Consider the following 19587-nt stretch of genomic DNA (forward strand, 5'->3'; position numbering starts at 1 on the left):
CGCATGGCTTCAACGCTACCGCAGCACGCGCTCTACTGCACATCCAGCCGCCAACACCAGCTCATCTTGCGCCGCAGCCCCGCAGATGGAAATGCTGTGAGATGGCTTTTCCAGATCAACCGGCAAGGCCAACGATGGCATGTTGAGGAACGCGGTGATCATGGTCAGCCGCAAGGCCAGCGCATTTGCTTCCTGAAACGCCTCAACGCTTTCCTCCACTTCGGAGATAAGAGGCGGCACATCCGGCACTGTCGGCATCAGCAGCAAGTCACCTTTCAACTGTACCTCAATCTCGGATTGAAGCACCGCCCGCTGCCGGCGCAAATACGCCAGTTTCTTGGGCGTCATAGGCAAGGCTCGCTCCAGACGGGCTTTGATCTGCGGATCAATCTTGTCCTTGCTGACGTCCACATACTGAGCAATCTGTTCTCGCGCTTCCACGCTCACCAGCGTTCCATGCTCCGCAAACAGCAAATGCGCTTTCAGGATTGGCCGCAAGTCCCTCCGCACAATCTGGATGCCAGCCGCCGAGAGCGTATCGATGCTGTGCTCAAACATCTCCATGATCTCAGCGGAAATGCCCAGCCCATCCAGATCCGGCACAACAAGGCGGAACGCGCGTTCTTCTGCCGCCGTATCATGAGAGGAATGCTTGCCGCACATCACAGCATCCAGCGCACAGATGCCCTCAACGGTTCGCGCCATGGGGCCGAGCACATCAAGGCTCGCCCCAAGCGGCACAACACCCTCCATAGGATAGCGCCCCATGGTCGCCCGATACCCGCATATGCCCTGAAAGGCAGCGGGTACACGTGTTGAACCGGAGGTATCACTGCCAATCGCCAGATCACAGACACCGTTGGAGATCGCAGCCGCACTGCCGGAGGAGGATCCTCCCGGCACCCGCGCGCGGTCCAACCCGTTGGGTGCATTGCCGTAATGCGGATTGAGGCCGATGCCGGTATAGGCAAACTCCGCCAGATTGGCAGGGCCAATGGGGATGCCGCCCGCCTCGATCACCCGCTGCACCACCAGCGCATGTTCATCCTCAATCTCGGTGGAATACGCCACCGATCCGGCAGTCGTCTCGTGCCCCTTCAGCGCAATATTCCCTTTGATCGCAACCAACTCTCCATCAATCGCGCTCAGTTTCTCACCAGAAGTCCGCCGCACTTGCGCGGCCACAACCAGTTCTTCAACCAGCTCCCGGTTCAGCCCAATAAAAACCCCGCGAAGTTCCTCCCCCTCAAGCCTCTCCCAAAGCCCTTCAACATCATCCACCACCATTCCAACACCCCTCCATCAACGCTCACCACGCATACTAAAGCCCAGATTTTCAACCTGTCAAAGCTGGAAAAATCAGGACATCACCGGTAAGCGCCTGTTGCATTTGTCGTTATCCGCACAGACTGCAGGCTGTTGGAGTGGTTGCGCATCCGCCTCTGGCGGTGCAGCGCAGGTCGGAGTGCATTTGCTCTCCAACTTTTTGGGTGCTCACGACCATCTCATCAAATGGCAACACGGCATCAAAGCCGGAAAGGCTTGCCACGGCTGCTGACTGGGCATGAGAAATCCCCGCGATGTTTCGTGCATGACACGGGATTTCAACTTCTCCGCCAACGGGGTCACATACCAATCCAAGGGTGTTCATGAGGCAGAGAGAGGCAGCATTGAAGGCTTGCTGCGCAGAGCCGCCAAACAAGTGAACAAGTCCCGCCGACATCATGGCAGCAGATGCGCCGGTTTCGACGGAGCATCCTCCGGTTTCAGCGGCAAAGCTCCCGTGCTCTGCAAAGACAGCCCCAATCAGCGCTGTGACCTGGAGTGCATCGATAATCCGTTCACGATCAATACCCTGCTGCTGAAGGGAGTACAGCGTTCCCGGAACGATCCCCGAGCTCCCGGCCGTTGGGGCTGCTACAACAACTCCTCTGTTGGCGTTGGCATCCATAACAGCAAGAGAAGCGGAGATAGCGCCTTGCAGGAAAGGCGAGCCTATCACCTCCACAGGATCAGCAGCAGCCACCCGTTTTGCACCTGGCTCCAGAAACTTCATACTTGAGCTGTCTTTTGTCAGTGCCAATCCGGAGTGAACTGCCTCCATCATCATATCAAGTCGATCCGAAAAAGCCTGCCGGGCCTCACTTTGGCTCACGCCTAACCGCTTGGCTTCTAACGACAAGGCAAGATCAGCGAGATTGCCGCTGATGCTTGCTTGCTCAATCAAATCTGCTGAGCTTGCGAAGAGAGGGGATTCATCTCTGACCGGAAACTGAACAGGTGCGCAGGATCTTAATCTGGTGCTTTGATCCAGTATCTCTTGAATGAAAGGAGCGTCATGAGAGAATGGGTAAGGGGATTTAATTTCAATAAGTTGAGCATTTCTGTCAGGCGATCGACGAATATGAACCTGTACTTTCTTGCCAGACAGAAACTGTTCTGGAACCGCGTTGTTCCCGCACTCGACCAAGAGCACATAGTCACTTCCAGAGACGCCAATTTCATAGCCGTCCAGGCCATCGACCTTGAACATGCCTCCGCCGATCGAGAGGCCCTTAAAGCAATCTTGCCGACGTGTTCCTTCGCGATCCTCCACCGCGACAGCAATCTCAACCCGGTTGGGATGATCAGCAACCTCAAGTTTCCGGATATTTATCTTCAAAGGAAATGGTCGCCCCTTCAGAAGATTGGGCAGAGCTTGTCGATAGGCCGGGGAGTTGATCTCTTCGCCAACAAGGCCCGCTGCAAAGCCTTCATCACTGCCCTGGTTGGTGTACACTTGCGCAAATGATCCACCCGGATCAAAAGCTATTTCAACACCAACAATCCTATCGCCCTCACAAACGGCAAGCTGTTGAATGGTTTTGCCGAGAAAATAGGGAGCAGCGGAATGTGAGCTGGAAGGCCCTCTCATAACAGGGCCAATGATTGAGTTAAGAAGACTGATCGTGCTCATGCAAACTCCCCAGAAAACACTGTGATATTTTACACAAATGACAATCAGTTTGAAGCAGCTTCTTTAGTGTTGAGGATGCATAAACCAGCCGTGTTCCAACCCCGACATTACTCAAAATCTAACTGATAAGAAATTCTTATCACCGCATGCAAAAGATGCAATTTCACTTAATACACTTCAGTACCTACATTCATTCTAGGATTTGCTGGATGCATCGTTTCGTCTCACCGCTTAAGGTAAACGCTACGTCAAGACCCAGTGATCGCCAAACATAGGTAACGGAGACAGTTATGCACGGCAACGATGTCAAGACATCCGGCGTTTGTCCGGTGGTACATGGCGCGAATACATCGATGGATAAGCCAGTCACCCGATGGTGGCCTGACGCTTTGAACCTCGACATCCTCCATCAACATGGTGCGCGTACCAACCCGATGGACCCAGGATTCAATTATCACGACGCTGTCAAAACACTCGACTTTGAAGCAGTGAAGGCAGACGTCCACGCACTCATGACCGACAGCCAAGACTGGTGGCCGGCCGACTGGGGTCATTACGGCGGTCTGATGATCCGCCTTTCATGGCACACAGCTGGTTCTTATCGTTTGGCAGATGGTCGCGGCGGCGGCGGTTCCGGCAACATTCGCTTTGCGCCGCTCAACTCCTGGCCTGATAACGCAAGCCTCGATAAAGCACGCCGCTTGCTTTGGCCTATCAAGAAAAAATACGGTAACGCTCTGTCCTGGGCTGATTTGATTATTCTCGCCGGTACAATCGCCTACGACTCTATGGGTCTGAAAACCTTTGGTTTTGGATTTGGTCGCGAGGATATCTGGGGTCCAGAGATCGACACCTATTGGGGATCTGAGAAAGAATGGCTGGCCCGCAGTGAAGAGCGTTATGACGATCTGGATGATCCTTCAACGCTCGAAAACCCTCTGGCCGCGACCCATATGGGGTTGATCTACGTGAACCCGGAAGGTGTAAATGGCGTTCCAGGTCCGCAAAAAACAGCCGACCAGATTCGTGAAACCTTTGCTCGTATGGCAATGAATGATGAGGAAACAGCTGCGCTGACCTGCGGTGGTCACACCGTCGGTAAGACCCACGGACGCGGTGCCGTTGACAACATCGGTGTTGCACCGGAAGCTGCCGGACTGGAAGAACAGGGACTTGGCTGGTCCAACCCTGGACAAGACGGCAAGGCAACAAATGCCTTTACTTCTGGCATCGAAGGGGCGTGGACCACACACCCAACCACATTCGATATGGGTTTCTTCGATATGCTGTTTGGTCATGAATGGCATCAGGTCAAGTCTCCTGCCGGTGCGTGGCAGTGGGAACCTGTCGAGATCAAGGAAGAAGACAAACCTGTCGATCCGACTGACCCGTCCGTTCGCCACAATCCAATCATGACTGATGCAGACATGGCGATGAAGGTTGACCCGATCTACAACGAGTATTGCCAGAAGTTCATGGCAGATCCTGAGTACTTCAGGGATACTTTTGCGCGCGCATGGTTCAAGTTGACCCACCGCGATATGGGACCGAGAGCAAACTATCTTGGCCCAGATGTACCAAAAGAAGACCTCATCTGGCAGGATCCGGTTCCGGCAGGCAACACCAACTACGATGTGGCTGCTGTGAAAGCCAAAATCGCAGCAAGTGGTCTGAGCAACGAAGACCTGATCACAACCGCATGGGACAGCGCTCGGACCTATCGTGGATCTGATATGCGCGGCGGCGCCAACGGTGCCCGTATCCGCCTTGCTCCGCAGAAAGACTGGGTCGGCAACGAGCCTGACCGCCTTGCCAAGGTACTGGCCGTGCTTGAGCCAATTGCAGCTGAAGCCGGTGCATCCGTGGCGGATGTGATCGTGCTTGGCGGTAACGTTGGTGTTGAGAATGCCATCAAGGCAGCTGGCTTTAATGTGGATGTTCCATTCGCACCGGGCCGTGGTGATGCAACCGATGAGATGACAGACGCAGCATCCTTCTCTGTACTGGAGCCTATTTCTGATGGCTTCCGTAACTGGCAAAAGCAAGAGTACGCTGTTAGCCCAGAAGAAATGATGTTGGATCGCGCACAGCTCCTCCGTCTCACCGGATGGGAAATGACTGTGCTCGTTGGCGGCCTGCGCGTTCTTGGTGCCAACTACGGTGGATCAAAGCACGGTGTCTTCACTGATCGTGAAGGTCAGCTGACCACCGACTTCTTCGTCAACCTGACGGACATGGGCAACAGCTGGCATCCGCTTAAGGATGGCACCTACGAGATCCGTGATCGTCACACCGGCAAGACCAAGTGGACAGCAACCAGTGCGGACCTTGTGTTCGGTTCCAACTCAGTCCTGCGCGCATATGCGGAAGTATACGCCCAGGACGACAACCACGAAAAGTTCGTCCGCGACTTCGTGGCAACATGGACCAAGGTCATGAACGCCGACCGCTTCGACCTAACTGCATAATCGAACCCCAGCTCGGGCAGGACACTGCCCGGGTCAGCAAAAAAGGCCTCTCGTGGTGAGAGGCCTTTCTTTGTTCGCCGAGGAAATGCAGCAGGGATTAGTCGTAGAGGACGGCTGCGATTTCTGGGGAGTCCATGTTGGAGGCGTCGTAGTAGTAGAAGCCGGTGTCGATGTTGGCTGGGACTTTTTCGCCTTTGGAGGCCATGTAGGCTGCCTTGACGGTTTCATAGCCGATGCCGACCGGGTTCTGGGTGATGGCGCCTGCCATCAGGCCGCTGCGGACGGCGTCTTTCTGGGCGCGGCCAGAATCGTAACCGATGATCACAACGTCTTTGCTGCCCATTTCACGCACGCCGTTGGCAACACCGATTGCGGAGCCTTCGTTGGTGCCGAAGATGCCTTTGATGTCCGGGTTCGCAGTCAGGATTGCTTTGGTCAGCTCAGTGGACTTGAGCTGGTCACCGCCACCGTACTGTACGGTCACAACTTCAATTTCCGGATAGTTCTTCATCTGATTGAGGAAGCCATCACGGCGGTCGATGCCGGTGCGGCTGGTCTGGTCGTGTGCGACCACAGCCACTTTACCGCTCTTGCCGATCAGCTCTGCCATTTTGTCTGCGGCCAGGCTTGCGGCGGCCACGTTGTCAGTTGCAGCCAATGCCAGCGGGATTTCGCTGTCGACGCCGCTGTCAAACGCGATGATCGGAATGCCGGAGGACTGTGCCTGACGCAGCAGCGGAATAGCGGCCTGACTATCCAGCGCGGCAAAGCCGATAGCTGCCGGGTTCTTGGCCAGTGCTGCGGCCAGCATGTCGATCTGGCGATCCACCATGGCTTCGCTGTCCGGGCCTTCAAAGGTGATTTCAACGTTCAGCTCAGCTGCTGCGTTGTCAGCGCCTGCTTTCACAGCCTGCCAGAACTGGTGCTGGAAGCCCTTGGAGATCAGCGGGATGTAGACCTTATCCGCTGCCAGTGAGAGCGAGCTTGTTGCAAGCAATGTTGCTGAGGCCAATGCGCCAATCAATGTACGTCTTGTAAACATGAGTATTTCCTCCCGATAAAAATATGCAGCTGGGGCAAAGGCGCCCCAACCAATCTTATGCATGAGCTTTTTTCTTGCGGGCCATGTCCGCATAGACGGCCAGAATAATGATGCCGCCCGTTACAACCGTCTGCCATTCCTGGGCAACGGAGAGCACGCGCAGACCGTTGGTCAGCACGGCCATGATCAGAGCTCCGATCAATGTGCCCATGATGGTGCCGCGTCCTCCGGCAAGAGACGTTCCGCCAATCACCACAGCTGCAATGGCTTCCAGCTCGTAACCGAGGCCGAGCGCAGGCTGTGCGGAGTTGAGGCGGGATGCGATGAGAATGCCAGCGATGCCGCAGATCCCACCTGCAAGCGCGTAGATTCCCATCTTCCAGGCATCCGTATTGACGCCAGACAGGCGCACGGATTCCTCGTTGGATCCAAGTGCGAAGGTGTAGCGGCCCAGTACAGTTCGTCCCAGAATGTAAGAGGCTGCAATCGCAACAAGGAACAGGATCAGCACACCATTGGGGATCTGAAGACCCGGAATGATGGCGCCAATGACGGACCCACGGGAAATGAGGTCAAACCCCGGAGTGTCATTGAAGTAGATTGGGCGTGTGCCGGAAATGACGAGCGACAGGCCCTTCAGGATCAGCATCATGCCAAGCGTTGCAATGAACGGTGGCACCTTCATCTTGGCAACGAATGTGCCGGAACACAGGCCGCAGAAAGCACCGGTGGCAATGGCAGCTGCCACACCCAGCGGCAGCGGCATGCCCCAATAGGTGAGCACCACACCGGCGATTACGGCGCAGAAGGTCATCATGGTGCCGATGGACAGATCAATGCCGCCGGTGATGATGATGAGCGTTGCGGCAATGGCCAGAACACCGTTGACCGAGGTCGCCTGCAAAATGGCGATCATGTTGGACATCTGCATGAAGTTTGGCGAGGCCAGACCAAAGCCGATAAGCAGGACAATCAGGCTGGCGAAAGCGAGCAGCTTCTGGTGTGCGCCCGAGCTCACAAAACGACCGATCAGGTTCTTTTGCGGAGTTAAGGTGGTGTCTGTCATTGTACTTCACTCACAATTTGCGCTGCCGGGTCGCGTTGTGTTGCGAGGCGCATAATGTCTTCCTGGGTTGTTGAGCTGCCGCCGGGCAAAATGCCGGTCAGACGGCCTTCGCACATCACCGCAATGCGATGGCTGAGGCGCATCACCTCTGGCAGTTCGGAGGAGATGACGATGATCGCACAGCCCTGCTCTGCCAGTGAGTTCAACAACTTGTAGATTTCGGATTTCGCTCCCACGTCGATGCCACGTGTGGGTTCGTCAAAGATGAGAATGTCGCAATCACGCAGCAGCCACTTGGCGATGACCACTTTTTGCTGGTTGCCGCCAGACAGGAACTGGAGCTCCTGCTTGTCGGATGGTGTTCTGATTTCCAGCTGCTTGATGTACTTGGCGGCGGCCTCTGCCATGCCAGCCTCATTCAGCACACCAAAGCGATTGCAGAACTGGTCCATGCTGGCCATGGCCACGTTGGCGCGCACATCCATGCCGGTGGCGAGCCCGAAGTGTTTGCGATCCTCTGACAGATAACCAATGCCAACCTGCACCGCATCAGACGGGCTGTTGATCTTGCAAGTGTGACCGTCCACCCGGATCTCGCCGGAGTCCAGCGGATCAGCGCCGAAGATAGCACGGGCGACTTCCGTTCGACCAGCACCCATCAGGCCTGCAAAACCGAGGATTTCGCCCTTTTTCAGCGAGAAGCTGACATCACGGATCTCAGTGCCGCGGTTGAGCCCCTTCACTTCCAGCGCCACGTCTGCGGCAGAAAGGTCCGGCACCACAACGGCTTCGTCCTTCACCTCGCGGCCAACCATCATGGAGATGATCTCGTTGACCGGGGTGTCAGCGGCAGGAACCGTGCCCACATACTCGCCATCGCGCATGACGGTGACGCGGTCGGAGATCTGTTTCAATTCATCCATTTTGTGGCTGATGTAGATGATGCCAACACCTTCCGCCTTGAGGCGGCGGATGATGGTGAACAGCTCGGCAATTTCCTTGTCATTGAGCGCAGCTGTCGGCTCATCCATGATGAGCACTTGCGAACGGTAGGACAGTGCCTTGGCGATCTCCACCATCTGCTGCTTGGCGATGGTCAGGTTGCCGACAAGCACATCCGGGCGCAGGTCCAGCGCCATGCTCTTGAAGATCTCAGCGGTCTTCTGGTTGAGGGCGGCCTCATCAAGACGTCCAAATCGCAGACGCGGCTCACGGCCAATGAAGATGTTTTGTGCCGCCGTCAGATCATTCATCAGGCTCAGTTCCTGATGGATGATGCCTATTCCGAGTTCCTGCGCTTCACGCGGCCCTTTTGGGTCAGCCGCTTTTCCGTTGATTTCAATAGTGCCGCCGTCACGGGTGTAAACGCCGGAAAGCACTTTCATCAAGGTGGATTTGCCCGCTCCGTTCTCTCCCATCAGGGCGTGAACTTCGCCGGCACGCAGATCAAACTGCACATTTTTAAGGGCGTGCACACCCGGAAACGTCTTTTCAATACCCGTCATTCTGACGATGGTATTCATTTATTTTCTCCCCCCAGAGCTGGCATGCACACCTCAGTGAGAACGCACAGATCCCAACTGTTGCTGCGGTATGCAGATCAGCAAAATGATATGGCCGAGACATCCGGTTGTTACCTGACTGATGACGCGGCCCCTCCCCGAGCCTTGCCTCAATCACCGCTGTCTCATGTCACGCGCAGTTCCATCCGAAACCGGATCCACTTGCAGAACTGCGCTTTAGCCCTGGATCACGCCCTTCTTGATGATGACGTTTCCATATTTTCGCGTGGTGCCTGTTACCACCACGCAGTACGCCTTCTTCGCTTTCTCATAGAAAGCAAAACGCTCGACAAAGGTGATTTGCGCACCCGCTGGCAAAGCGTTTTGATAGTCATCGACCAGCCCATCCGGCAGTTGGTCGCCTTCTACAGCAGCCATCATCATGACGTTCTCCGGGTCGTATTGGTCCAACTCCCAGAGAGGCATGATGGCTTGAAGAAGGTCGGTTGCTTCGCACCCATCAGCGCGCAGCACCTTGTCGCAAACGGAATAAGCCGGAAAATGCGCATCGCTGAGTACCAGCTCATCTCCATGCCCCATCTCGTGCAGGATCTTTAAAAGTTCCGGGAAAATGATCGGGTTGATCCCTTTAAGCACTTGAGCCCCCACTCACAACACGCCCGGCAAAGCCGGACTGATAAAGCAAACTTTCTGACGACTGACAGGGTTGAAGAAAGCTCAGAAGTCCGCCGCAAATAAATGTACTATGAAGAAGCAGAGAGAGTTTCTGCCCCCTGATTCCGGTGTTTGGCTGATGCTGTAGTGTTCCGGTAATCCCTTTGGGAGACAGCCCCCTGAATCTCTAAGAAAATGCAGCGCCGAACCATTGCTAATTCGTGTTAGCAGGTTAGCAAAGCTTTCCGTTTAATCAAGAGCATTTTTTCATTTTGCGGAATTTGAGCGCATTTTAGAAAAGCGCCCTAACGTCAGATTTACCCGAATTTTTGATTGGTCCAAAACCAGTAAGATTGGTTTCAGAGGCCCGCCTTATACTGTGTAAAGACATGCAGATCTGCGCTCATTCTGGTCACTTGAATGGACCGGCGGCAGACGCAAAATGGTGCTTTGAGAACGAAAACAGATGGCAAAAGCGTATTGGGTTTCCCGCATCAACATCAAGGATCCAGAGACCTACCGGTTCTACACCGAGGCTGCCCCAAGCATACTGCGCAAGTATGGCGGCACCATTCTGGCTCGCGGTGAAAAGGCCGAGCAGATGGAAGGCGAAAAACACCACCGCCACGTGATTGCCGAGTTCGAAAGCATGGACGCTGCCATGACCTGCTACAACTCTCCCGAATACAGAGTCGCCAGAGATTTCAGGCGCGGGATCGCCGATGTGGAGACGGTGATTGTGGAGGGGCTGGATTAACTTGCAGCTGAGCTCAGACACAAAAAAGCGAGCTGTCTTGCGACTCGCCCGCTCATGGTTTGCTGTTCGCTGACGGCTTGGACTAACCGAACTTGGGAGCCTTGAAGGCGGATTCGGTGAGATGTTCGAGCAGCAGGCCGGATTGCTTGACAGCTTCCTCTTCATTGCCCATGGCAACAGAACGCATAATGGCCTCGTGGAAGCGGGAGCACAGCAGGTTGTCGGATTTGTCTTTGTTGGCAAACCAGAACCGGCGTGACTGGCTTTGCACGCGGGCGAGTGAATGGTGGAAGTACGGGTTGTTGGTCGCTTCCGTCACGATGCGGTGGATGTCCTGCAGGTTCGAAAGCAGCGCCACCTCATCCTCATCCTTCGCGCTCTGCACGATCAGCGATCCAAGCGCCAGCATTTCACGGCGCTGGTCGGTTGAGGCGCGCATGGCAGCGAATCTCAGACAGATCGGCTCAATCTGCTTGCGCACTTCCAGCAGCTGCAACTGCTGCTCTGCGGTGATGGAGAGGAACTGCACGCCTTTGCGCGGATGGATGGCCAGCATCTCATCCTGCTCCAGAGCCTGAAGCGCTTCACGGACGGGCGTTCTGCCCAGATCCAGCAGGGAGGCGAGTTTGTTTTCAGAGTAAAGAGCTGAAACATCAAGCTCGTTGAAAAACAGTTTCCGCTCAATTTCCGTGCGAGCAAGCTCCGCCTGCGTTTTCTCGTGAGGCACGGTTACCCCCTGTTTTAAAAGCGTTATTTCTGCGTCAGTTGTATCACAGTGTAGCACAGTGCATTCCCGATTTGCCAGCAATCTCTTATTTTCTTTTCCTGCTATGTCAGCGAAACAGGCCCTTATCGGCCCTTTGGCAATCTCCTGACATGTCAGCCCTGGACGCCTCTTACATACCGTAATCTATCAGCTGCCAGCATTGTGTCATTCTGTCACGCGAAAACTACATAGAATTCCGGCAGTTGCTGCGCTTTGCAGATTTGAGACAAACTGAAAAAGCCAAAGTAATGAGCGCTTTATCGCATTTTGATAGTCTGAAACTGGCACGACTTCACTGGCATGTCAGGCAGATTCAATTGCCATATCAGTGCCGTATATTTGGCAAAAATCGTCGATTTCTAAGGGTTATTACCATTGCCACAGCCTCCTCATTTTGCTTTTAAGGTTGCTAATATGTCAGATTTGAGGATATGTTTACCCAAACGGTCCTCATGGACTCAGAACTAAAGCAAACAGCCATAAACCGTGGCATACAAGGTAAGCGCCCATGAAAAACTGGAAAGAGACTGCCCTAGCAGAAACCGCATCTCCTGTTCTTGCTGAAGCAGATGTTGTTGTTTGTGGCGGCGGACCATCTGGTGTTGCAGCGGCTGTTATGAGTGCACGCAACGGCTTGAAAACTATCCTCATCGAGAAAAACGGGTTTTGTGGAGGCGGAGCGGTCGCTGGCCTCTCAGGTACTATCTGCGGTCTGTTCCTCACCCAGGACGACATCGAAAACAAAGACGCCAAGCAAATCGTTTTCGGTTTCGCAGAAGAGTTTCGTGCTCGCCTGCAGGCAAAAGGCGGTGCAACGCCTCCACAAATCTATGGCAATACCCACGTGGTGACCTTTGATCCGCTGATCTGGCGGGAAGCAGCCGATGACCTTCTTGAAGAGTCCGGCGTTCAGTGCCTCTACCACACCTACATGACCGAAGTGGTTCGTGATGGAGACGAGATCACCGCGATCCGTGTGGAATCCAAAGCAGGCAGCACCTTCCTCAAAGCAAAAGCATTCATTGATACGTCAGGAGATGCGGCTCTCGTGACGAAAGCGGGGTGTGCGTACAGCTTCGGCGATAATGGTGCCATCCAGAACCCAACCATGATCTTCCGTCTGTCAGACGTGGTGGAAAGCGATTTCTACGATTACTTCGGCCAGAACACCATCTGCCCACCTGACATGATGGATAAGCTGAAAACTGCTTATGAAAGCAGGGAGTACGACACACCCCGCAACAAGGTCTGGGTGTTCCCGACCCCGCAGAAGGGCGTGTTCCTGATGAACTGCACCCGTCTGGCAGGTCAGGACAACCGCATGCTGAACGTGGTGGACCCTGCTGATTTCACATACGCGGAAGTTTATGGCCGTCGTCAGGCCCGCGAGTATCACCGCTTCTTCAAAGACAAGATCAAAGGCTTTGAAGAGTCTCAGTTGATTGACATGCCACCGGAAGTGGGCATTCGCCAGACACGAACCATCAGCGGCGAAAACACTCTGACCAACGACCATGTTGCGAACTGTGACAAGCCAGAGGATGGCGTGGTGCGCTCCTCCTGGCCGATTGAAATGCACGCCGGTGAAAAGAGCAAACTGCACTGGCTGATGGAAGATTACTATGAGGTTCCATACGGCACGCTGGTGCCGAAGGAGCTGGACAACGTGATTGTCGCGGGACGGTGCCTGAGTGCTGAACATGAAGCCCTCGCTTCTGCCCGCGTTACTGCCCAGTGCTTTGAGCTGGGACATGCGGCGGCTGTGGCGACAAAACAGAAAATCGAAAAAGCGATCAATTACAGAGACGTAGACACAAAAGAGTTGCGCGAGGCGATGCGTGCGGCTGGCAGTGCTCTGTAACAAGTCGGGCAATAAGGAAGGTGCCTCAAGGCACTCTGGGAGTTAAAAATGGAAGACTGCAGAATTAGCCGTGTCGAGCTTTATGCTTTGGCTGATGAGAATGCGCCCCCTATTCCCTGGGCGGATAATCAGGAACCTCTGCTGTACACCAACAACATTGTACGCCTGTTCACCGAGGATGGAACCGAGGGTCTGGGCGCAACCATGAGCTACACAGAGAACTTCTTTGATCGGTGCATCATTGAATCTCTGCGGACTATCGTTCCGGGTCTCATCGGCAAAAATCCGCTGATGACTCAGGAACTCAACAACTGGCTTGGAGCGCGCTGCACCTGGGGTGGACTGCCAGCGAAGTCTCCAATCGACATTGCAGCATGGGACATTAAAGGCAAGAAAGCCGGAATGCCGCTTTACATGCTGCTTGGCGGCGCGCGGACCAAAATCAAGTCCTACGCCTCCACACCAATGTTCGACACTGTAGAGGAGTACTTCCCTTACATTGACGACTGCATTGAACACGGCTTCACAGCAATCAAACTGCACTGCTACTGCGTCTACGACAAAGACGTGGCACTGGTGGAAGCTGTTGAAGCTAAATACGGCACATCCGGCATCCGTTTCATGCTGGATACCGCGGGCTTCTATACACCTGAGCAAGCCATGAAAATGGCCAAGTGGATGGAACGCCATAACTGGGAATGGCTAGAAGCGCCAGTTTCCGATTACGACTTCAAGACCTATCAGCGCCTTGTCGCCAATACGGATCTTGAAATTTCCAGCCATGGCAACTGCCTGCTGACACTGCAGGAAGTTACGCACGCACTGAGCACTGGGATGTGGTCAGACGTGCGTCAGGACGCAACTGTTTGCGGCGGCATTACTCAACTGAACAAATGCTTCGCGATCGCGGCCGGCCACAGCAAAAATCTGGAAATCCAGAGCATGGGTTACACCCTTACGCAGGCTGCCAACCTGCATGTCGCTCTGGCTCACGACAACTGCAACTTCTTCGAGCAGTTCTACCCTTACGAGGCGTTTGAACTGGCGAGCAAGACCCAAATCCGCACAGACAAAGAGGGATATGTGCACGCGCCGGCGGGCAACGGGCTCGGCGTGGAAATGGATTGGGACGCAGTGAAAGAAGCAAGCTTTGCTTCTTACGTCTTCGAATAATAAATGGGGGCATCCATGGCTAAACTACAACTGGATAAGACGAACTTCTTCGTCGGCGGCATTGCGGTTCTTCTGCCGACAATGGGCATTCTGGCAGCAGACATTGCTGCACCGGGTTCGGGTAAAGCGTTCATCTCTTCTCTGAAGAGCTATCTGACCAATGAATTTGGCGCGTTCTACATGTGGGCAGCGATCCTGTCGCTGATCTTCTGTCTGGCCGTCTCATTCAGCAAATACGGCAACATCGTCCTTGGTGAGGCGGATGAAAAGCCGGAATACAGCACGATTTCATGGGTCGCCATGATCTTCAGTGCGGGCATTGGCGCCGGCATCCTCTGGGGTGGTGCCAGTGAGTGGATCTATTACATGTCCACACCACCGCTTGGCCTTGAGCCAGGCACCGAGCTGGCAAAGGAATGGGCCATCACAACCGGCATGTTCCACTGGGGTCCAAGTGCTTGGGCGCTGTATTCTGTCTGCTCCATCACCATCGGTTACTACTACTACGTTCGCAAAGACCCTGTTCTGAAGGTTTCAGAATCCTGTAAGGGTGTTCTGGGTACACGCGCTAAAGGCCCACTGGGCAACGTGGTCGACATCTTCATCATGATCGGTCTGGTGACTGCAAGTGCGACCAGCCTTGGTCTGGGTACACCTGTTGTTGCTGCTGGCATCTCCAAAGTGCTGGGTCTGGAACACGGCACCGCAATGAACCTTGCTGCATTGGCAATCGTTGTTGGCCTGTTCACCATCAGCTCCGCACTGGGCCTGAAAAAAGGCATGGCGAAGCTCTCCAACTTCAACATCTTCCTGGCGATTGGCCTTCTGGTGTTCGTGTTGTTCTTCGGCGGCTACTTCCTGACCACCATCAAGTCCTTCACCACTTCAGTTGGTTCACTGGTCACTAACTTTGTTCGTTTGAGCACCTACATGGAGCCATACGCAGAGAACTCCACCTTTGTGTCTGACTGGACAATCTTCTACTGGGCATGGTGGGTTTCCTACGGTCCGTTCCAGGGTCTCTTCTTCGCGAAGATCTCCCGTGGCCGTACAATCCGCGAAATGGTTCTGGGCACCCTGCTGTTCGGTTCCCTCGGCACCGCAGTGTTCTTCGCAATCTTCGGCAACTACGGCATTGGTCTTCTGGACGCAGGCATCTTTGATGCACCGGCAGCGCTGGCTTCCGGCCAGACTTCCTTCACCGTGATCATCGACATGTTTGCGAACCTGCCACTGGGCACCCTGTTCATCATCGGCCTCTGCGTTTCCGCAGTCGTCTTCATGGCAACCACCTTTGATGCGGCATCCTTCTCTCTTGCAGCGATGACCACCAAAGAACTGCCAGATGGTGCAGACCCAGCATTGTGGAACCGCCTTGTATGGGCACTGTTCCTCGGCATCATCCCAATCGTGATCAACCTGATTGGTGGTGACCTTGGTACCATCCAGATCTCTACCGTGGTTGGTGGATTGTTGATGGTCGTCATCCTTGGCATCGTGGCTCTTTCCTTCATCAAGGAACTGAAGAGCGACATTGCCAACGGCGTCGAACTTCCAATGCGCAAAAAATAAAAAGCACACGAGGGCGCCAGTTACAAAACTGGCGCCTTTCTTACAGGAGCTACAAAAATGTCACTGGCACTCAATCCTGCTGTTGCGCCCATCAAATCCATCGAATTCATTCCGGTCAATTATCAGGCCAGCAACTGGAGCCAGAACACGGTTGTCGTCAAAGTAACCGACGAAAACGGTGTCTACGGCCTTGGCGAAGCTGACGGATCCCCTGACGCGATCCTCGCCTACGCCAACATCGAAACAGAACACAAATGGCTGACCAACATCACTGAAAAAGCGATTGGTCGCCTACCCATCGAAATCAACGCCATCTGGGATGCCATGTATGACGCCACGCAGTGGCAAGGCATGCGCGGTCTGGGCATGTTCGCCCTTTCTGGCATCGACATGGCGCTTTACGACCTTGCGGGCAAACAGCTAGGCGTCCCGGCGTACCAGCTGCTCGGCGGTACCAACAAGGATAAGGTCCATCCATATCTGACCCTCTACCCGGCCATTCCGGTGGATGCGTCTCTGGACGTGGCCATCAAAGGCTACGCGCCGCTGCTGGAGAAAGCCAAGGCACATAAGATCCGTGCAGTGAAAGTGTGCGTGCCAATCAAAGCGGACTGGAGCACCAAGGAAGTTGCCTATTATCTGCGTGAGCTGCGTGGCATCTTGGGTCACGACACCGATATGATGGTGGACTACCTCTACCGCTTTACCGACTGGTACGAAGTGGCGCGCCTGCTCAACTCCATCGAGGATCTGGATCTGTACTTCGCTGAAGCAACGCTGCAGCATGACGATCTCAGCGGCCACGCCAAGCTGGTAGAAAACACCCGCTCCCGCATTTGCGGCGCAGAGATGAGCACTACCCGCTTTGAAGCCGAGGAGTGGATCACCAAAGGCAAAGTGCATCTGCTGCAGTCAGACTATAACCGCTGCGGCGGCCTGACAGAGCTGCGCCGTATCACCGAGATGGCAACCGCCAACAATGTGCAGGTGATGCCGCATAACTGGAAAACCGGCATCACATCCGCTGCCGCGATCCATTACCAGTTCGCAGTGGGCAATGCGCCATACTTTGAGTACGTGCATCCAGACTTCTCTGACGGCGAGCTGCGTAAGTATCTTGTCACTCCGGAAGCCGAACTGGTGGACGGCGGTTTTGCCAAACCAACTGCTCCGGGTCTCGGCATTGATCTGAACCAGGAGTTCTTAGCGAGCCTCTGATGCATTTCCCCTGCTCGCACCCCTAGACGGGTCGGAGATTCGCACAGCAAACAGGCAAACCCCTCTCCGCCCCGCCTCCATCTGCACTTTTTCGGGTTCGCGTACTCACAAAGTGCCCTTAGGGGCGGAGAATCCTTTCTGAGCCATTCAGGAAAGAAATTTCCCCTGGGTAGCAAATTACCCTGCCCACAACTCACCCTGGTCAAGCCCCATTGACCGGGGTGTTTTGTTAGCTGGCTTCAGCAACGCAAGTTACCTTAAGGTCATTTTGCCGGATTAGCTCCGTTAATGTGCCGACTTACCCCGTCAACCCCACTCAGATCCACCGGCGGACCTGTGAATTTCTATCGATTTTACGTAGTTCCGGAAAATCTAAAGTTGCAGAATCACTAAATAAAATTAAGTATTAAATATCTATTTATTAGAATAGACCGTAAGAAAAACATACTACAATTATTTGATCAACTGGTCAGTTTTTAGAATTTTTTATCAGACGGCAAAGTGTTTTTATCTAATTATATTAGGATATTGAATTGAAATTACGGAAAAAATCAAATGTTTTAAGCATGAAATAATATATCACGTATTCTATTTGCACACCTGAAACTCGTCAAGGTTTCAACTATTGATTGTGTTGATATTACTTTCATCTGTGAATCCGACAAAAATCTATATTGCCTTCGAGTGCACGTCTCATACGTTTAAATGGTTTACTACTGATATTACTCTAGGGGAGATAATATGTTTAGAGATTACCATGGTGAGGAAGCCAGAGTTATTGAAGGTGGCGATGCGCCTTACAGCACATCAACACCTTACTCCATTTCATCGGGAGATACCTTTGAAGGAACTTTGAGTTTCTCCGGCGATAAAGACGCAATCAAACTCGAGGTGCAGGCAGGGGTAACCTACACCATTTCTATGGATGGTATCGGAAGTGGGGGCGTTTCCGACACATACCTGTACCTTTACGATTCCAACGCCAACGAAATTGCAAAAGACGATGACGGTGGCAGCGGACGTAACTCCGAAATCACTTTCACCGCAACAACCACCGGCACTTACTACATCGGCGCAGCTTCCTATAACGACCGTTACAGCGGCGACTACAGAATCTCTGTTGATGCAGATGGCGGCCCAACCGATCCACCAACCGATCCGAACGCATTCACCAACGATCAGATTGCAGCTCAGCTGACAGATGGATACTGGAACAGCACAGGCCGTGGTCGTCGCGCATTTGACGTGAGCCCAGGCGAGTCCCTCACCGTGAACCTCAACGGCTTGAACTCTTCTGGTCGTGAGCTTGCAACCAAAGCTCTGGAAGCCTGGACAATGGTCACCGGCATCGAGTTCCGCACTGTCAGCTCTGGTGCTCAGATCACATTTGACGACAACGATAGCGGCGCTTACGCAAACTCAACCACTCGCGGCAGCACCATCCTTTCGTCAACTGTGAACGTCAGCACCGATTGGGTTGCCCGTTACGGCACTGATCTGGATGGTTATGCGTTCCAGACCTACGTGCACGAAATCGGCCATGCACTCGGCCTTGGTCACGCTGGCAACTACAATGGTGCAGCCACCTATGGTGTAGACAACCACTATTCCAACGACTCCTGGCAAGCGACAATCATGTCCTACTTCGATCAGGTGGAGAACACCAACGTGGACGCAAGTCGCGCCTATGTGGTGACTCCGATGATCGCAGACATTCTTGCCATGCAGGATCTCTACGGCACAGCAACCGATCTGCGCACCGGTTCCACCGTTTACGGTGAAAACTCCACTGCTGGCGGGTACTACGATGATATCGCTGACCTGAACCCGGCAACATTCACCATCATGGACAATGGCGGCAACGACAGCATCAACTTCAGCTCTGTTCGTGCTGACCAGAAGATCTCTTTGGTCGCAGAGACCTACTCTGACGTGAACGGTCTGACTGGTAACATGACCATCATGCGTGATACCGTGATCGAGAATGCTTATTCTGGTTCAGGTAACGATGAGCTGATCGGTAACGATGCTGACAACGGCCTTTATGCCAATGCTGGTAACGATACCCTCGAAGGCGGTCTCGGTGACGACACCCTCTCCGGCGGTTCCGGCAGCGACACCTTCGTGTTCAACATCAACTGCGGTGCAGACACGATCATCGACTTCTCCAATGGCCTTGATTTCATGAAGTTTGAAAGCGGTGCGGACAGCTTTGCAGACCTCTCCATTCAGGACACTGGTGCAGACACAGTGATCAACTATGACGGTGGTTCCATCACCCTTTCCGGTGTTGATTCCAGCGTCATCAACGCAGACGATTTCGTCTTCGTGTAAGCTCCCAAAAAACGTGCAACCTGCCGCTATGGCAGGTTGCATAATTATTTAATTAAATCATAAGTTTGCGGTGTTCGCCTCAATTTGAATGGATGAAAAAATTTTAGTGTCTTTGCCCTTTCAAATAGTGTGCGATTTACATACTATAGGCACCTCAAATTTTATTGGGGCATAACCACGAGTTTTGCAGCATCTAG

Annotated in this window: 14 protein-coding genes; 7 read left to right on the forward strand and 7 right to left on the reverse strand. The window is 53.8% G+C overall.

Annotated features, from left to right (window positions below):
- Positions 1–15: 15 nt before the first annotated feature.
- Entirely contained in the window at positions 16–1287 is a 1272-nt protein-coding gene (locus AC3CB2_RS18475) for an amidase family protein (RefSeq protein WP_352935917.1), read from the reverse strand.
- A gap of 109 nt (positions 1288–1396) precedes the next feature.
- The gene (locus tag AC3CB2_RS18480; RefSeq protein ID WP_352935914.1) at positions 1397–2956 is read right to left on the reverse strand and encodes an L-serine ammonia-lyase, iron-sulfur-dependent, subunit alpha; all 1560 of its coding nucleotides are present in this window, start codon (positions 2954–2956) and stop codon (positions 1397–1399) included.
- 290 nt (positions 2957–3246) lie between these two features.
- Here AC3CB2_RS18480 and katG point away from each other — a divergent pair, with 290 nt between their 5' ends.
- Positions 3247–5424 carry a catalase/peroxidase HPI gene (gene katG, locus AC3CB2_RS18485; RefSeq protein ID WP_352935911.1) on the forward strand — a complete coding sequence of 726 codons (2178 nt, stop codon included), beginning with the start codon at positions 3247–3249 and terminating at the stop codon, positions 5422–5424.
- A 97-nt stretch (positions 5425–5521) separates the two neighbouring features.
- On the opposite strand, the gene AC3CB2_RS18490 is transcribed toward katG, so the two are convergent.
- The 4 genes from AC3CB2_RS18490 to fucU all read right to left on the reverse strand — a co-directional run bounded on the left by AC3CB2_RS18490 (position 5522) and on the right by fucU (position 9691).
- Entirely contained in the window at positions 5522–6466 is a 945-nt protein-coding gene (locus AC3CB2_RS18490; protein WP_008549402.1) for an ABC transporter substrate-binding protein, read from the reverse strand.
- 55 nt (positions 6467–6521) lie between these two features.
- The gene (locus AC3CB2_RS18495; RefSeq protein WP_008549151.1) at positions 6522–7532 is read right to left on the reverse strand and encodes an ABC transporter permease; all 1011 of its coding nucleotides are present in this window, start codon (positions 7530–7532) and stop codon (positions 6522–6524) included.
- On the reverse strand, positions 7529–9055 hold the full coding sequence (locus AC3CB2_RS18500; RefSeq protein WP_352935908.1) for a sugar ABC transporter ATP-binding protein: 1527 nt from the start codon (positions 9053–9055) through the stop codon (positions 7529–7531). The genes AC3CB2_RS18495 and AC3CB2_RS18500 overlap by 4 nt, the downstream gene beginning before the upstream one ends.
- Positions 9056–9271: 216 nt before the next feature.
- The gene (gene fucU, locus AC3CB2_RS18505; protein ID WP_041768324.1) at positions 9272–9691 is read right to left on the reverse strand and encodes an L-fucose mutarotase; all 420 of its coding nucleotides are present in this window, start codon (positions 9689–9691) and stop codon (positions 9272–9274) included.
- A 484-nt stretch (positions 9692–10175) separates the two neighbouring features.
- Here fucU and AC3CB2_RS18510 point away from each other — a divergent pair, with 484 nt between their 5' ends.
- A complete protein-coding gene (locus AC3CB2_RS18510; protein ID WP_014284894.1) occupies positions 10176–10466 on the forward strand; it encodes a DUF1330 domain-containing protein in 291 nt (96 codons plus the stop codon).
- 82 nt (positions 10467–10548) lie between these two features.
- Here the strand turns inward: AC3CB2_RS18510 and AC3CB2_RS18515 are convergent, their stop codons facing one another.
- Positions 10549–11193, reverse strand: coding sequence for a GntR family transcriptional regulator (locus AC3CB2_RS18515; RefSeq protein ID WP_054784090.1), 645 nt, complete (start codon positions 11191–11193; stop codon positions 10549–10551).
- A 547-nt stretch (positions 11194–11740) separates the two neighbouring features.
- On the opposite strand from AC3CB2_RS18515, the gene AC3CB2_RS18520 reads away from it, so the two are divergent.
- From AC3CB2_RS18520 to AC3CB2_RS18540, 5 genes are all read left to right on the forward strand, one after another.
- Complete coding sequence (locus AC3CB2_RS18520; RefSeq protein WP_014284892.1) at positions 11741–13093, forward strand: FAD-dependent oxidoreductase; 1353 nt, start codon at positions 11741–11743, stop codon at positions 13091–13093.
- Positions 13094–13141: 48 nt separating this feature from the next.
- Positions 13142–14266: a mandelate racemase/muconate lactonizing enzyme family protein gene (locus tag AC3CB2_RS18525; RefSeq protein WP_008549394.1), complete on the forward strand. Its 1125-nt coding sequence runs from the start codon at positions 13142–13144 to the stop codon at positions 14264–14266.
- A 15-nt stretch (positions 14267–14281) separates the two neighbouring features.
- The gene (locus AC3CB2_RS18530; protein ID WP_008549295.1) at positions 14282–15838 is read left to right on the forward strand and encodes a BCCT family transporter; all 1557 of its coding nucleotides are present in this window, start codon (positions 14282–14284) and stop codon (positions 15836–15838) included.
- A gap of 57 nt (positions 15839–15895) precedes the next feature.
- Entirely contained in the window at positions 15896–17056 is a 1161-nt protein-coding gene (locus tag AC3CB2_RS18535) for a mandelate racemase/muconate lactonizing enzyme family protein (protein ID WP_352935901.1), read from the forward strand.
- Between the two features lie 741 nt (positions 17057–17797).
- Positions 17798–19390, forward strand: a complete 1593-nt coding sequence (locus AC3CB2_RS18540) for a M10 family metallopeptidase (RefSeq protein ID WP_014284889.1) — start codon at positions 17798–17800, stop codon at positions 19388–19390.
- Positions 19391–19587 lie beyond the last annotated feature (197 nt).

Source organism: Pseudovibrio sp. SCP20 (assembly GCF_057774105.1).